The organism is Acinetobacter portensis, from assembly GCF_009372215.1.
Classification (GTDB): Bacteria; Pseudomonadota; Gammaproteobacteria; order Pseudomonadales; family Moraxellaceae; genus Acinetobacter; species Acinetobacter portensis.
Genome location: NZ_LWRV01000038.1, coordinates 64,553 through 79,769, shown reverse-complemented (window position 1 = coordinate 79,769; position 15,217 = coordinate 64,553). Strand labels below are relative to the sequence as shown.

Below are 15,217 nucleotides of genomic sequence, written 5' to 3'. Positions count from 1 at the left end.
TTATTTAGTATTTAGCTATAGCATTCATGAATTGGCGATCTCACAACAAAAGAATGGCTTAAATCCTGAACATATCCAGTATTGGAGAAAGATGTTAGAAGGTGCGACGTATGGTTTAGATCTAAAAAAACCAGCAACTTCAACTGCCAAATCAATGCTTAAACCGAAAGTCGAATGGCTAGAGTTGAAATTTAGTCCAGAGACTTATCAAAGCATTTCAGCATTTTCTAGGTTGCATCATTCCTCTATTTTTAGTGTGATTTACACTGCAATTATCAGCGCACTACAAAAGGCTGGCGATCTAAAAGAGATTGTGATCGGAACATCCGCTTCTGGTCGTACAGATCCATATTTCTTTGATACTGTCGGTTATTTAACCACAATGGTGGCGCATCGTACTCTGTTCTCTCCTGAACAAAACTTTGCACAGCTTCTTGAAAAAACCAGTCAGATGTTGAATGAATCGATGGCTTATGCAGATATCCCAATCAATTACATTCAAAAAGCTTTGGGCTTGGCTGATGACTATGGATTAATCTTTGATGTTTATATCCATATTCACTCAAATAATGCACTCAATGGAGCATTTAAAACACCTCAAGGTGATATTCAATATCGACAAATTTTGCCTGAGCGTAATGAATCTATGTTTGGACTACATTTTGAAATCATGGACAATCTCATCAACGATCAACATCAATTAAGTCTCATTGTGACTTATCAAACGCATCGTTATCCAACAGCGCTTGTTGAGCAAATTAGCAAAACCATTCAAAAAATCTTGAATGAATTAAATATCAAATAAACGGTTTAGATCGTTTATCCATTTAATAAAAAGACCAAACATCCTTCTCTCTGATCAAGAATCAAAGCACTGCTTTAATCGCAATGCAAGATACAGTCAGAAGAAGGCTTACCCTTTAACAAAATAGGTATCCACACAAACGAATTAACTGTGAGAATTCTTTAATCCCCCCTTACGAAGTAGCTCTTCCCCCTAAAGGGAAAGGACTAAACGATTTGAATTAAATTAAGCGAATATAAAATAAATTGAATAGGTTTCTTATTGAAATGAAATTCTAAATTTAACTTGCGATATCAACTACTCAAATCCGAATTCACGATAGAATCTACTACCGTGACAAAGTAAAATTCCGTTCGTTGGACAGGGATTACAAGAACGTAGTCCATCTGCCCAACAGAGATTTTTTGCAGCCTCATCCTTAAAAGTTAGGTAGATTACCTACACAAACCACTCATAATCAAAAAGACAAAATAATGGCTGTGTAATCATCATTTTTTATTTAATGTTATTAAAGTAATATTCCGCATCTACAGAAAATTTATTCTATATTTCTAATAAATTAACTAAATCTCTCAACGATCAATTTAATCTCTTTCTTTGTACTTGATTGACCACGTCTTGTACGGTCTTACAACTGGCAAGTGCGTAAAAGTCCAAACGAATATCATATTTTTCAGAGATTTTTTCAGCGATTTGTTTTAATTGTTTAGTACGGATTCCGAGTCGAAGAATTTCAGTTTGATAAAAAATATTAGATGAAAATTCATGTTTAACAATTTCCCGAAAAATATCCATAACCGTATCTGAAATATGCTCTAAAGCAATGTGCTTATTTTTTAAATTTTGAGCTTGAGGATACAGTTGTTCCTGAGCTATTTTTTGCAATAACTTTCGATCAATTTTGGCATTTTGCGTTAAAGGTAAATGATCTACACAATACCATTTTGTGGGAATATGTGAATGAGGTAGATAATTTTTTAACTGGCATTTCAAATCTTGAATATCTATTTTTTTTTGGACATTTGTCAAACTAAACATCGCAACCAATTCAGTAATCTCAGTTTGAGGATGAGTGCAGCAAACTATCACGATTTCTTGAATCGGTGTATATTTCATCAAAGCCATTTCTACTTCAGTTGCTGAGATACGCACCCCCTTAACCTTGAGATACCCTTCCTCTCGTCCAGCAAAAATGATATTTCCATCTGTTCGAACATAACCTAGATCACTCATTCTAAATGCAATCTCAGTTGTGCCAACTGAAATGCTGATAGGTACGAAATCTTTTTGGCTGATTTTTCCATCTAAAAGATAACCGTTAGATAAATTTGTCCCGATCATATACATACGACCAACTTCACCCACCTGACAAACTTGCATTTTTTCATTTAAAATAAAATATTGATTATGTTTCAGTGCTTTACCATAAGGGATAATATCCTGATCAGCATTTTTTATCTCATGCCAAATACTCCAAATCGTAGTTTCGGTCGGTCCACCTAAGGAAAATAATCGAGCATTGGGTAAATGTAAGCGTAATTTTTCAATCAAATTTACTTTGATATAGTCCCCACCTTGCGCAATCAAACGCAAAGACTGCAATTGAGCTGGATAGGCGACACTACACAACATATCTACAATTGCAGGTACACTAACCCATATCGAGATCTGGTTTTTTTCTACTAACGTTGCCCATGCCAGCGCATTTTTACTTTGTTCTGCCGTTGGAATCACTAAAGTTGCTCCCAATGACATAGATGCAAAAACATCAAATACAGACATATCATGATGAAATGGCGTGACAGCCATAATCACATCATCCGCAGTCATCTGCCATTTTTCAATACTTTGCTCAATCACATTGGCAGTTGCTCGATTATTAAGAACTACACATTTAGGTGTACCTGTACTGCCTGAGGTATATAGATAATAAGCTGCATCACGACTCATGCTATAAGTCATCAGAGACGTTGGATTAACTTTTTCAGTACTTAACTGTGAAAAATTATGCGTATTTTCACTAAATATTTCATCTGTCAACACATAACAATAATTTTCAATCGACTGCTTCGAAACGACCAAATCAACTCGGCTATTTGCCAATAAATATTCACGTCGTAGTGCTGGTGAATCCATGTCTATCGGTAACCAGATCAAACCTTTTAAAGCACAAGCTAAAACACTATAAATATATTCGGGGCTTTTACCTAATTGAATAGCTACCACTGCGCCTTTTTTGAGTTGAAGTCGATCCAATGCCAACATCATCTGATTAACTTGATGTGCTAACTCAGTATAGCTAATACATTTTTCATCATAAATTAGTGCGGTTTTACTCAAGGGCTGAAAAAACAAATGCTGTTGAATGCAATGTAGATAATCTAAAACACCAGCAAGGTCATGATCATTTTCTATAATTTCAAGCTGTGATTTAACCGTATTTTTATATGAATTATTCATTTCAAACATGTGATCAATATCTACTTTCATCAGTAAATTTCCTCTATCTTTTTTATTTAATACTGTAATTGAGAGAGACTAAAGCCTACTAGGAACAATGATTAGGATCTGTGTCTAAGTCTGCCTTTTGCCTAATCGAAATATATTAAACCGTTTTAAGCACCTTTTAAATGATAATAATTATTATTTACATTTATACCATCTTACTTTATCTTAGTGAACTGAATGGCTCAAATAAAAGATCACCAACTTGCGTGTTTTCGATCTTCAAAAGGTTATTAGCATGAGTACAGTAACATCTAAACAAAATTCAAAATCATTAACAGATAAAAATGCTGCGCGTCATGATATGCAACAAATTGAAATGTCCATCGTCTCAATCACTCAACCCTTTTCATCTATCTCAAGAATTAGGGGTAAAATTGACACTTCTCAAGCTGAATTATGGCTACTTCCCAACGTTGCTTTAAGACTGCTCTTTACCAATAATGACGGTCATCAGCCTATTTCTCGTGTTTATACTGTAAGAGCATTTGATGCAGAAAAATCTGAAATAGAAATTGATTTAGTCAAACATGCAGACTTTAGCCCTGCTATGCAGTGGTTAAATACAGTTCAGGTTGGCGATAGTATTAATATCATTGGACCACGCCCACATTTTTCCCCTAATTTCTCCCCAGATAAACACGTCGTGATGTTTGCTGATGATACGGCGATCCCAGCGATTTATTCTATTTTGCAACATTGGCAGCATGGCGTCAGTGCTGATCTTTATATTGAAAGTTTTGAAGAAAATATTATTCAGCAATTAGTTATATTCGATCAAATCCAAATTCATTTTCATCATAAGACCAATCATCATCAAAAGGGCTGGTTATTTGCTTCAGCATTACAAATAAATGATTATACAAATAAAACGATTTGGGCAGCTTGCGAACGGAGTGAAGCTCGAGCATTACGTGATTTCTTTTTAGAAAATCAAAAAATGGATAAAAATGATGTGAAGATTTCAGGATATTGGAAAGCAGGTGTATCAAGCTCAGTGTTGGATAAAGTCCGTGAAAACCATTATTTACAACATACTCAACAAGGTAAAAATTTGGCGGAATATGATGATTTAGATATGCCGAATTAAGAAATGTAACGATGTTCTAAAAAATATAACAGAATTTAATGCAAATAAAGGAATGGTCAGGCAAAAAGTCCTTACTCCTACTTTACTATAATGCACTCTTAACCTTATATACTATCCAATATCTGATTTATCTGTATTACCTACTTTCATTTTTTCAATAGCTTTCACTAAAAGTACTTTTTTTATTGTATTTGGATGATCTTTTGCACGATCTATTCTAACACTCAGAGAAATATTGACTTTTTTTGTTATCCTTTTTCAAACTGCCGATTTTCCAAGATTGATCAGGAATGGTCGGTAGTTTAAACTAAAAAAATCTATACTAAAGCCGCCTACACTAATGTTTTAGTTTAGATCGAATTTCATCAAATTCACTAACACACCTTCGGATATTATTTTTATGTTAAAAACTATCAAACACATTGTAAATAAAGGGTTTTATAGCAATGAAAGATAATAATAGCATAATAAATATTGAAAACCACACACCCATGATGCAGCAATACCTTAAAATAAAAATGCAGCATCCTCACTCATTAATGTTTTATCGCATGGGCGATTTTTACGAATTATTTTTTGATGATGCAAAAAAAGCAGCCAAATTATTAGGTATTACACTTACCCATCGTGGAAAAGCCAATGGTGACCCAATTCCTATGGCTGGTGTACCCTATCATGCAGCTGAAGGGTATTTGGCTCGTTTAGTGAAAAAAGGCGAGACCGTTGTAATTTGTGAACAAATTGGTGAAGTAACAGGAAAAGCACCTGTAGAACGTGGCGTTGTACGAATTATTACACCAGGCACGCTCACCGATGATGCGCTTCTTACGGCACACCAATCTTCAAATCTTGTTTCTATCTGTATTCAACAAAATGAAATTGGTATCGCTTTACTTGATATCAGCGCAGGTATTTTTAAAGTCCAACAACAAGCGCTTCAAATAGATCAACTTAACATCGAACTTTCACGTTTAATGCCAAGTGAAATTTTGGTTGATGAGAATATTGTAGATCCAAATATTATTGAAAATATTAAACAACTTTTAGACTGCCCTATTACCAAGCGTCCAAATGTTGATTTTAATTTTAACAATGCTCAGAAAACCTTATGCGATCAACTTGGTGTATCTACGCTTTCTGGTTTTGGTATAGACCATTTACCGCTTGCGAAAGCTGCTGCAGCTGCATTAATTCACTACGCCAAAGAAACTCAAAAAACAGCCTTACCACATATTCGTTCTATTAAGCTCGAACAAAGTAGCGATTTTATTGCATTAGACCCTGTGACCCGTCGTAATTTAGAGTTAGTTGAACCTTTATTCGAACATGGCACATCATTATTCCAGCTCATTAATGATTGCCAAACTGCAATGGGTGGTCGCTTATTGAGCCGCACACTGATGCAACCGCTACGTGATACCGCTATTTTAGATGAGCGCTTAGACGGAACTTCAGTATTACTTAAAGGCTATCACGAAGCACCTGTACGTTTAGTTTTAAAAGAAATTGGGGATGTTGAGCGAGTTTTAAGCCGTATTGCTTTAGGCAGCGCGCGTCCACGTGATTTAGTACAACTACGTCAAACATGTGCTCAAATTCCCTTTTTAAGACATGCACTTCAACCGATTATTTCAGCAAATCAATCTAAATTACTTCAACAATTAAATGAAGAGTTAGGCGATTTTCATGGATTACATACACGCTTAATATCTGCAATTGTTGAGAATCCACCAGTTTTACTTCGTGATGGAAATGTCATTGCAGAAGGCTTTGACAGCGAACTTGATGAACTCCGTAAAATCCGAGATCATGCAGGTCAATTCCTTATTGATTTAGAAATTCAAGAGCGTGAAAACACAGGTATTTCTACTCTAAAAATTGGCTATAACCGTGTAAGCGGCTATTACATCGAATTAACACGTTCGCAAGCCGAGCAAGCTCCCGATCATTATATTCGTCGTCAAACGCTCAAGAATGCAGAGCGATATATCACACCAGAATTAAAATCATTTGAAGATAAAGTCTTATCAAGTGAATCACGCGCACTTGCACGTGAAAAAATGCTTTTCGAAATGCTATTAGAAGAATTACGTACCGATATTGGTCATTTACAAATGATGAGCAGTGCAATTGCTCAAATTGATATGATTGCCAATTTTGCTCATCAAGCGCGTTTACGTCGTTGGAATAGACCTGAATTTAGCCCTGAAATTGGTTTCAAAATTGTTGCAGGTCGTCATCCTGTTGTTGAAGAGTTAAGTAAATCTGCCTTTACACCAAATGACACCACTTTAGATTTTAGTCATCGCATGGCAATTGTGACTGGGCCAAATATGGGTGGTAAATCTACCTTTATGCGTCAAACTGCTTTAATTGCCCTACTTGCATACTGTGGAAGCTATGTTCCTGCTCAATCGGCAATATTAGGTCCTATTGATCGTGTCTTTACACGTATTGGATCTGCTGATGATTTATCTACGGGCAAATCAACTTTTATGGTTGAAATGACTGAAACCTCGCAAATTCTTCATCATGCCACCAACCAATCTTTAGTGCTTATGGATGAAGTAGGTCGTGGAACAAGTACATATGATGGTTTATCTTTGGCGTGGGCATGTGTTCTAGATCTCACAAAACGTATTAAATGTTTATGTCTTTTCGCTACGCACTATTTCGAATTAACTGAACTCAGTAAAGAAATAGGAATAGACAACTACCATGTAACAGCCAAAGAATTAAATGGAAATTTGATTTTATTGCATAAAGTTCAGCAAGGTCCTGCAAGTCAGAGTCATGGTTTACAAGTAGCAAAATTAGCAGGCATACCTGCAAATGTCATTAAGGATGCACAAAGCCGATTAAAAATTCTAGAAAAACAACAGCACAAAAATGTAAATACATCGGTGCAAAATGATTTATTTACGATAGAACCCGAAGTTGAAGTTGTGGAGCGTATTATTGAAATTGAGAAGCAATCTCCTGCTTTAGAATATCTTCAGTCTATTGATGTCGATAATTTAACGCCAAGACAAGCGCTTGAACAATTATATGCATTGAAAGAAAAACTTTAATTTACACTTCCCTTCAAGTAAAAAATAAGGACTTGTATCATTATTACAGGTCTTTATTTTTTATATTTGTACACAAAAACAACAAATTAATAATTAAAAACGTAAAGTTAATCACATTATTTTAATATAAAGTATATTTTTATTCATAAATTATAGGCTTTATATAATGAAAAAAAGTCAAGCTGCTTTGCTAATTGTTATTAGCTTAGCGATTGGTTCAATTGCTGGTTATGTTTCTTATTCACAATTAACAGCTCGATATGTTGCTGCAACAACTGCATGTACAATTATCACCCAAGCTGTTGACAACAAATTACTTACAGCTGAACAAGTAAAAGAACTTGGTACTTTAACAGGTCAAGAACTGAATAAAAGCTATGCTTCAGTTGCATCAAAATTGGCGCTAACTAAGGCACAAGTTGATGCTGCTTCACCTGATTCTACATGCAGTCAATTCTTAGTTGGCATTAACCAAGCTAAGTAATATCGATTTAAGATACGTAATCGATATTACTCGATTACGTATCTTTGCATTAATAATAAAAACAATTAGTCTCTATTTTATTTTTATAACTTAGATTATAAAAAAATTTTGCTTAGTACTTCATTATTCCTTAAAGTACTGCACTTTCAGACAATCCTATATCACTTATGAACTTCAAATTTTTTGCCTTTGGAATGAGCATGTTATTTGCCATGGTGATTTGTGTTGTCATACTAACCATGATTGGCAATTTGTTCCTGACAAAAGATCAGCTTTCACAATTTATTGAACCTATATTCTTTTTAGGTTTTGTCTTTGTTGGATATTTTATTTATCAAAAAGCAATACCCAATAAATATATTCATGCATCTGCTTTATCTTTGGTACTTATTGCATTCATAGCATTATTTCTAGATGTGATGAAACAAGTCCCTACCCATTTATGGAAGTTTTTAGGTTTCAGCTTTATTCTTTTACAGCTTGGAATTTGTATAAATTTAACCATTTCTTATTTTAAAAAATCTTAATTTAAGATGAAAAAAAGCTCATTTTTATGAGCTTTTTTTAATTTAATGATGAACAAACTTAGAAATAAACATTATTCGGCAAATCAGTACCATTCACCCATAAATTTCCCACTGCATACGCTTTAAATTGAGCAGGATTATGCGAAGCCAGCGTTCGAATATTGCGCCAATGACGGTCTAAATCATATTTTAAGCGTGTAGATGAAGCACCAGTAACATCAAATAATAAACTTGCTGCTTTTAATGCCAATGGTTCAATTGATATTTTAACCAATGATGCCTCCAATGCAGCTTGATGACTGAGTTGATAATCTGTAATACCATCCTTCGTTGTTTTAAATGCTCGATCTTGTGCATGTGCTGCACTTAATACGGCATTTTCAACAATATATGAAGATGCAACAATTTCACCAACTTTTTCCAACAACAAAGGATCTTGTTTTGGGTCTTGATGAACCGCATAAACAAAAGTCCGTTGACGGCTTTTAACTAAATCTGTTGCTTCACGTGCAATGGCTTTCACAATTCCTGCAATCACAGAATGTAATAACAATTGGGTAAATGGTTTAAATTTGACTTGTTCAGCCTCAATAGGATGAATTTCGTCTGAATTGACAATTACTCTATCGAATTTTGTTGTTCCACTTGCCGTAAATTTTTGCCCTATTCCATCCCAATCATCTAAACGTAAAACACCTTTTCTATTTGTTGGAACAATGACAGATAAACCTAAATTATTTTCATCACTTACACGAATAGATACATAGTCTGCATAAAGTGTACCTGTAGAAAATATTTTAGTGCCCGTTACTTCGTAGTGATTTTCTACTTTTACTAGTCTTGTTTGATACTCTCCACTACCAACAACAGCCGAACTGACAGGCTCAGTAAATGCATTACCAATGACTTTTCCTTTAAGAATCTCTTCAATCCAATGTGCTTGAAATTTTGCATGATTCGATTTTAATAAATCTTCAACAAATTGAAAATGTGAGCGTAATATTTGTGGAATATCATTATCAAACTGAGCAATTTCAATAAAAATTTTAAATAGTTCCTCAATACTTACGCCTTTTCCGCCAAGTTCAATCGGTAGTCTTAACGCACCTAATTTAAGTTCTTTTATTTTCTCAATAGCTTTATAGGGTGCAGCCCCACCCAATATTTGACGTTCATTGGCATCTTGTTCTAAAAAGTTTAAAAAGTCTTTAAATTCCTGACTCTCAATATAGTCATATTTTCTATTTATTTTATTTTGACTCGGGTCAATAAATACAGTCATCCATATTCTCCAAAATTTAAAACGCTCTATTTTGTTCAAGGTTATTTTTAAAATGAGAAAATACCAACCAAGCAAATGTGATTAAGAATGACGTTTTTTAGATATATTTTTAATCGATTTCCATTACAATAAAAATGGTAAAACCATCCGTTTCATTTTTTTAAAACCATATAAATGATCCTTTTATTCAAAAATATATAAGTAGATGTGAGCTATATTTTAAAAATTAAAATTTCAAAATAAAAAAGAGGCATTAAGCCTCTTTTTTATTTATAAGATTCTCTGATGAAGTTTAACTAAGCCTGATTCGGATTTGTTAATTCCGTCATTGGCCAACGTGGTGTAGTGGTTACAGATAAACCATCCGTTTGCCCGTTTTTCAAACGTTGATAACCTGCAAATGCAATCATCGCACCATTATCAGTACATAAAGCAGGTTCTGCATAATAAACCTGTGCTTTAATTTTTGATAAACCTGCTTCTAAACGTTCACGCAAACGCTTGTTCGCACTTACACCACCAGCAATCACTAATCGCTTTAAACCTGTTTGCTTTAAGGCTTTTACAGATTTTTTCACCAAAGTATCTACAAGTGCTTCTTGGAAACTTGCTGCAATGTCTGCATCATGCTCTTCACCATTAAGCTTTTTAAGCTGTACGGAAACTGCTGTTTTTAAGCCGCTAAATGAAAAGTTTAACCCTTGATGCAACATTGGTCGTGGAAACTCAAACGCTTCTTTATTCCCTTGTTCTGCAAGCTTGGAAATGTTTGGACCACCTGGATATGGCAATTTCAACATTTTCGCTACTTTATCAAATGCTTCACCTGCTGCATCATCAATAGACTCACCGAGTAGCTCATATTGCCCAATTCCATATGCAGCCATCAATTGTGTATGCCCACCAGAGACCAATAAAGCGACAAACGGAAATTCTGGAGGAGTTTCAGACAATAATGGCGCAAGCATATGACCTTCCATATGATGAACGCCAATTGCAGGTTTATTTAAAGCAAAAGCTAAGGTTCGACCAAATAAAGCTCCTGTCATTAATGCGCCCATTAAGCCTGGACCACGAGTATAAGCAATCGCATCAATTTCAGATTTCTTTAAATTACTTTCTTCAAGCAATTGATTTATTAATGGAATTAACTTTCTAACATGATCACGAGATGCAAGCTCTGGTACAACACCACCATATTCAGCATGCAATTTAATTTGGCTGTAAAGTACCTGCCCTCGTAACCCTAACTCGCTGTCATACAACGCAAGTCCTGTTTCATCACAAGACGTTTCTAAGCCCAAAACGATCATTAAATTGCCTATAAATTGTATCAAATCAAATGCGAGACCTATTATAGACTTGTGGTATGAGATGTAAATGAGTAAAATACTGCACTTCACTTGTGATCTAAGACAATCCAGTCTAGATCTTATCCATAACTTAATGAGGATTCTTCATGCCACAAGTTAAATTGAAAGAAGGCGAACCAGTAGACGTAGCTATCCGTCGCTTCAAACGTTCATGCGAAAAAGCTGGTGTTTTAGCTGACGTTCGTAAACGCGAATTCTACGAGAAACCAACTCAAGAACGTAAACGTAAAAAAGCTGCTGCTGTTAAACGCTACCAAAAGAAATTGGCGCGTGAATCAGTACGTACTACTCGCCTTTACTAAGATTAATTTGTGATTGACTGCCTGGATAACTAAATGACTACTTTAAAAAACCAAATAACAGACGTTTTGAAAGCAACAATGCGTGCTAAAGAAATGTCAACGTTAACGGTAATTCGTGGTCTGCAGGCGGCAATTAAGCAAATCGAAGTCGATGATCGTGTTGAACTTGACGACGCTCAAGTTCTTGCGGTCATTGAAAAGCAAATAAAACAACGTAAAGAATCGATTAAAGCCTTTCTAGGTGCTAATCGAGATGATTTAGCTAGTAAAGAACAAGCCGAACTTGAGGTTTTATCTCAATTTCTACCAGAAGCTATGACTGAGGAAGAACTTGATTCTATCATTGCGCAAACTATCTCTGCGCAAGAAGCTACTAGCATGAAAGATATGGGTAAGGTGATGAACTCTCTGCGTCCGCTCATAGCCGGGCGCGCCGATCCTTCTCTAGTTTCTAGCAAAATTAAAGCGAAACTGGCTTAATATCTTAAATCAGTGAAATTACGTTGAACTGTCTTTGTAGAAAGTCAGTTCATAACGTCAAATTTAAAATACCACTAAAATAAAATAATTACCCCCTTTAAACTCATTACCGTTTCTTTTTATACCCTATACTGCCTTTCTTTTTGCATTTCAGTTAAACGCTTTTTAATTGTCTCCGACATGGCTAAATTTTCCTTAGATAAACGCTGCGCATGTAATAAAGATTTAATCGCGTCATCCTCCCAACCTGTCCAATACTGCACTTCTGCCCTATATCTCAATACATTAACGGTTCGTAAAGGATTTGTCTTATCTGCATTAGCAGATTGCTGCATCAACAACCATGCTGCCGAATCGATTGGATTCTTTCTTATAAATCTTTGAATTGCTGCCTGAGCTTCCGATTGCATATTTTTTCGAATCAATACTTCTGCAAGCTTAAAATTTAATGCACGATTTTCTGGAGTGACATTCGCTAAAGATTGAATTTCATTCAATGCTAAATCAATCTTATTTTGACCCAAGTAAATATCCGTTTGAATTAACGTTAATAAGTTATGAGATTTATTGTGTTTTTTAGCTTCATTTAATGCATTTTGTGCAGCAACATATTCACCTGAATTTAAATAATACGCAGCAAGTGCAATATAACTTGCCACACTATTTGTAGATACCAAATTTTTAAGCTGTTGTTCAGTACGTTGATTCGATAGCACTGCCGTATATTGTTTTAATATTTCAAAATCAGTCTGATCTAGCTTTTGTCGTACTTTGGGTAATTGCCTCGCCCGTAAACGTGCCTCACTCATTCGTTCTGTTGTAAGTGGATGTGTAAACCAAAAATCAGGTAAATAACTTACACGAGCAGTGGCACGGTTCATCACCTCAAAAAAGTCCGCCATACCCTCAGGGTTATATCCTGCAGCATACATATATTGCATACCAATACGGTCAGCTTCACGCTCTTGATTACGACTATAAGAAAGCTGTTTATCAATAAGCGCAGCCTGCGAACCCAACATAACAGCAGCACCTGCATTGGAGTCTGATTGCGTAGCAACCAAAGCCCCCACCAGAATACCTGCAAGCGCTAATAATCCTTGTCCTTTGAATGCTTCTTGCGAACGACTGTAATGACGTTGTGTAACATGTGCAATTTCATGCGACATCACCCCTACCACTTCGTCCATTGTTTTTGCAGATGTAATAAGACCTGTATTTAATGCGAATAAACCACCAGGTACCGCAAAAGCATTAATTTGATTATCATTAACCACAACCAAACCCACCGGTTTAGAAAGCTGAGTTTGACTTAAAATTTGAGTAAATATGGAAAATAACTGATCTTCCAACCATGGATTGTGAAGTACAGGCATTTGACGCTGTACTTCACGGTAAACTTTTTCGCCAATAAATTTTTCTTTTTGTTGATCTAAAAGTCCAACACCACTCCCAATTTCAGGAACATCAAATTGAGTTTTTTGATTAAATGAATGATCATCTGCACATGTCATTACCGAACTTAAACCAAGTCCAATTGCACATATAATTTTTTTCAAAATTAATCTCTATCCATGATGTCTACCTATTAAAATATAGCATTCAAATATGAATAGATATGCAATGATGTGTTATTTCATTGATAACAATGAAGCATTCACAACATATTGTGGTTGCTTCCCATCTAAAACATCCACCAAGTTTTGGTAAGCAAGTTCTGCCATTTTTTTACGTGTGCTTGCGGTTGCTGAGCCAATATGCGGTAGCGTAACCACATTATCGAGTTCAAATAACTCAGAGCTTTGTAATGGTTCTGTTTGATAAACATCCAGACCTGCTGCAAATATTTTTCTATTTTTCAAAGCTTGAATTAATGCATTTTCATCAATAACAGCACCACGAGAAATATTAATAATGACGGCATGTTTCTGCATTAAGTTGAGTTCTTTTTCACCAATTAATGCTTGAGATTCTGCATTTGAATCTACCACCACAACAACATAATCGGAACGCTGCAACAATTCAGTCAAACTACAATATTGCGCACTTAAAGAATGTGCAATCTCTGGTTTTGGCTTACGGTTATGATATAAAACATTCATATTAAAGCCATAAAACCCCCGTCTCGCAATTGCTGCACCAATATGCCCTAAACCAATAATACCCAATGCTTTGCCATGAATATCCTGACCAAACTCATCAGCTCCGATTGTACGTGTCCATTCACCATTTTTCACCCAACGATCAAGTGATGGGACTTTTCTTGCAGCACTCATCAGTAATGTAAATGCCAAGTCAGCGGTACTTTCAGTTAGAACATGCTGGGTATTACACAGCAGAATATTTTTATCATTCAAATAATTTAGGTCGTAATTATCATAACCAACACTTACGCTAGAAATCACTTTTAGCTTTGTTGCAGAATGTAGGTTACTTTCATTTAGTAAGCGACCTGCACCAATTAAGGCATCTGCATGCGTAACTTCTTTTAATATTTGTTCATTTAAATCACCCAGTTTAGGGTTGATTACACTTACATCATATTTTTCTTTAAGTTTTTCTAATACTTCTAAATCTATTTGGCTAAATACCACGACTTTTTTACGCATTGCTTTCCCTTTCATCCCGTTTTAGTTTGTATAAATTTCCATAACCTTTTTTTCAATAGAGGCTCATCTAACATTTCTTGCAAACTTGCCAAATGTGTAATGTTCGATTTTTGATAATGGGGAATTTCCCCCAAAGTTAAGATATTTTTATCCATGGAAATAACATCCAAGAAACCTTGGATATAACTTTCAACAGCATAACCATCTTGTAAATCTGGTAGCGCAAATGGCCAATTTAATTCAGAAAATTCAGCATGAATGCCACGCTGTATATTTGCCCACAAAAGTTGTTGGTCAGCAGTAATATTCGACCCTTCCATTAAAATAACCAAATAAGGTAAAACCAAAGCCTGAATATTAAATGACTCTATTTTCAGTGCAGGACGAACATCTTGCTCAATAATAGGCTCAAGTGGTTTTTCTTTTGATTGCTCAAGAACTTTTTCAGACTCAAAAGATACAATTGGATCTGGTAAAAGTGGAACTTTTTCAATAATCGGCTGGTGATGAGGAATTTGTTCCATCACAAGCTCTACAGTATTTTGATCGCGCCAAATACTTGGGTTTGATAATTCTTGGCACACAGCTCCTCTAGAAATCCAAACATCAATTCCTAAGCTTGCTAATACTTCACGTGAATGCCCAATCATCAAATTTTCTACACTAAATTATCTATTAAATTTCTATGC

13 protein-coding genes are annotated in these 15,217 nt (G+C 35.2%); 7 read left to right on the top strand and 6 right to left on the bottom strand.

Translation table 11 applies throughout. The annotated features are described in order from the left end of the window. The coding region (locus A6M14_RS03685; RefSeq protein ID WP_241678033.1) for a condensation domain-containing protein at positions 1-805 on the top strand (805 nt) is incomplete at its 5' end. 579 nt (positions 806-1,384) lie between these two features. Here A6M14_RS03685 and A6M14_RS03680 read toward each other — a convergent pair. Then, positions 1,385-3,295 carry an AMP-binding protein gene (locus A6M14_RS03680; protein ID WP_152873663.1) on the bottom strand — a complete coding sequence of 637 codons (1,911 nt, stop codon included), beginning with the start codon at positions 3,293-3,295 and terminating at the stop codon, positions 1,385-1,387. Positions 3,296-3,548: 253 nt separating this feature from the next. On the opposite strand from A6M14_RS03680, the gene A6M14_RS03675 reads away from it, so the two are divergent. From A6M14_RS03675 to A6M14_RS03660, 4 genes are all read left to right on the top strand, one after another. Further along, the gene (locus tag A6M14_RS03675; RefSeq protein WP_152873662.1) at positions 3,549-4,400 is read left to right on the top strand and encodes a siderophore-interacting protein; all 852 of its coding nucleotides are present in this window, start codon (positions 3,549-3,551) and stop codon (positions 4,398-4,400) included. A gap of 446 nt (positions 4,401-4,846) precedes the next feature. After that, the gene (gene mutS, locus A6M14_RS03670) at positions 4,847-7,471 is read left to right on the top strand and encodes a DNA mismatch repair protein MutS (RefSeq protein WP_152873661.1); all 2,625 of its coding nucleotides are present in this window, start codon (positions 4,847-4,849) and stop codon (positions 7,469-7,471) included. 166 nt (positions 7,472-7,637) lie between these two features. Then, positions 7,638-7,955, top strand: coding sequence for a hypothetical protein (locus A6M14_RS03665; RefSeq protein ID WP_152873660.1), 318 nt, complete (start codon positions 7,638-7,640; stop codon positions 7,953-7,955). A 200-nt stretch (positions 7,956-8,155) separates the two neighbouring features. After that, positions 8,156-8,482 carry a hypothetical protein gene (locus A6M14_RS03660; protein ID WP_152873659.1) on the top strand — a complete coding sequence of 109 codons (327 nt, stop codon included), beginning with the start codon at positions 8,156-8,158 and terminating at the stop codon, positions 8,480-8,482. A gap of 58 nt (positions 8,483-8,540) precedes the next feature. Here A6M14_RS03660 and A6M14_RS03655 read toward each other — a convergent pair whose 3' ends face one another. Both A6M14_RS03655 and tsaD read right to left on the bottom strand, forming a co-directional pair. Then, complete coding sequence (locus A6M14_RS03655) at positions 8,541-9,764, bottom strand: acyl-CoA dehydrogenase family protein (RefSeq protein ID WP_152873658.1); 1,224 nt, start codon at positions 9,762-9,764, stop codon at positions 8,541-8,543. Positions 9,765-10,060: 296 nt separating this feature from the next. Further along, positions 10,061-11,077, bottom strand: a complete 1,017-nt coding sequence (tsaD, locus tag A6M14_RS03650) for a tRNA (adenosine(37)-N6)-threonylcarbamoyltransferase complex transferase subunit TsaD (protein ID WP_152873657.1) — start codon at positions 11,075-11,077, stop codon at positions 10,061-10,063. A gap of 146 nt (positions 11,078-11,223) precedes the next feature. Between tsaD and rpsU the strand changes: the two genes are divergently transcribed. Both rpsU and A6M14_RS03640 read left to right on the top strand, forming a co-directional pair. Continuing rightward, positions 11,224-11,439: a 30S ribosomal protein S21 gene (rpsU, locus tag A6M14_RS03645; protein WP_001136722.1), complete on the top strand. Its 216-nt coding sequence runs from the start codon at positions 11,224-11,226 to the stop codon at positions 11,437-11,439. Positions 11,440-11,472: 33 nt separating this feature from the next. Further along, positions 11,473-11,919, top strand: coding sequence for a GatB/YqeY domain-containing protein (locus A6M14_RS03640; protein WP_152873656.1), 447 nt, complete (start codon positions 11,473-11,475; stop codon positions 11,917-11,919). A 119-nt stretch (positions 11,920-12,038) separates the two neighbouring features. On the opposite strand, the gene A6M14_RS03635 is transcribed toward A6M14_RS03640, so the two are convergent. The 3 genes from A6M14_RS03635 to A6M14_RS03625 all read right to left on the bottom strand — a co-directional run bounded on the left by A6M14_RS03635 (position 12,039) and on the right by A6M14_RS03625 (position 15,178). Further along, entirely contained in the window at positions 12,039-13,478 is a 1,440-nt protein-coding gene (locus A6M14_RS03635) for a M48 family metalloprotease (protein ID WP_378226822.1), read from the bottom strand. A 72-nt stretch (positions 13,479-13,550) separates the two neighbouring features. Further along, positions 13,551-14,528 carry a 2-hydroxyacid dehydrogenase gene (locus A6M14_RS03630; RefSeq protein WP_152873655.1) on the bottom strand — a complete coding sequence of 326 codons (978 nt, stop codon included), beginning with the start codon at positions 14,526-14,528 and terminating at the stop codon, positions 13,551-13,553. Between the two features lie 11 nt (positions 14,529-14,539). Then, positions 14,540-15,178 (bottom strand): hypothetical protein, encoded by a 639-nt coding sequence (locus A6M14_RS03625; RefSeq protein ID WP_152873654.1) that lies wholly within the window; start codon positions 15,176-15,178, stop codon positions 14,540-14,542. Positions 15,179-15,217 lie beyond the last annotated feature (39 nt).

Bases quoted from the DNA above. Each gene is read 5' to 3' on its own strand.
- tsaD (WP_152873657.1), bottom strand. From the start codon at position 11,077: ATGATCGTTTTGGGCTTAGAAACGTCTTGTGATGAAACAGGACTTGCG.
- rpsU (WP_001136722.1), top strand. From the start codon at position 11,224: ATGCCACAAGTTAAATTGAAAGAAGGCGAACCAGTAGACGTAGCTATC.
- A6M14_RS03655 (WP_152873658.1), bottom strand. From the start codon at position 9,764: ATGACTGTATTTATTGACCCGAGTCAAAATAAAATAAATAGAAAATAT.
- A6M14_RS03675 (WP_152873662.1), top strand. From the start codon at position 3,549: ATGAGTACAGTAACATCTAAACAAAATTCAAAATCATTAACAGATAAA.
- A6M14_RS03680 (WP_152873663.1), bottom strand. From the start codon at position 3,295: ATGAAAGTAGATATTGATCACATGTTTGAAATGAATAATTCATATAAA.
- A6M14_RS03640 (WP_152873656.1), top strand. From the start codon at position 11,473: ATGACTACTTTAAAAAACCAAATAACAGACGTTTTGAAAGCAACAATG.
- A6M14_RS03630 (WP_152873655.1), bottom strand. From the start codon at position 14,528: ATGCGTAAAAAAGTCGTGGTATTTAGCCAAATAGATTTAGAAGTATTA.
- A6M14_RS03625 (WP_152873654.1), bottom strand. From the start codon at position 15,178: ATGATTGGGCATTCACGTGAAGTATTAGCAAGCTTAGGAATTGATGTT.
- mutS (WP_152873661.1), top strand. From the start codon at position 4,847: ATGAAAGATAATAATAGCATAATAAATATTGAAAACCACACACCCATG.
- A6M14_RS03660 (WP_152873659.1), top strand. From the start codon at position 8,156: ATGTTATTTGCCATGGTGATTTGTGTTGTCATACTAACCATGATTGGC.
- A6M14_RS03665 (WP_152873660.1), top strand. From the start codon at position 7,638: ATGAAAAAAAGTCAAGCTGCTTTGCTAATTGTTATTAGCTTAGCGATT.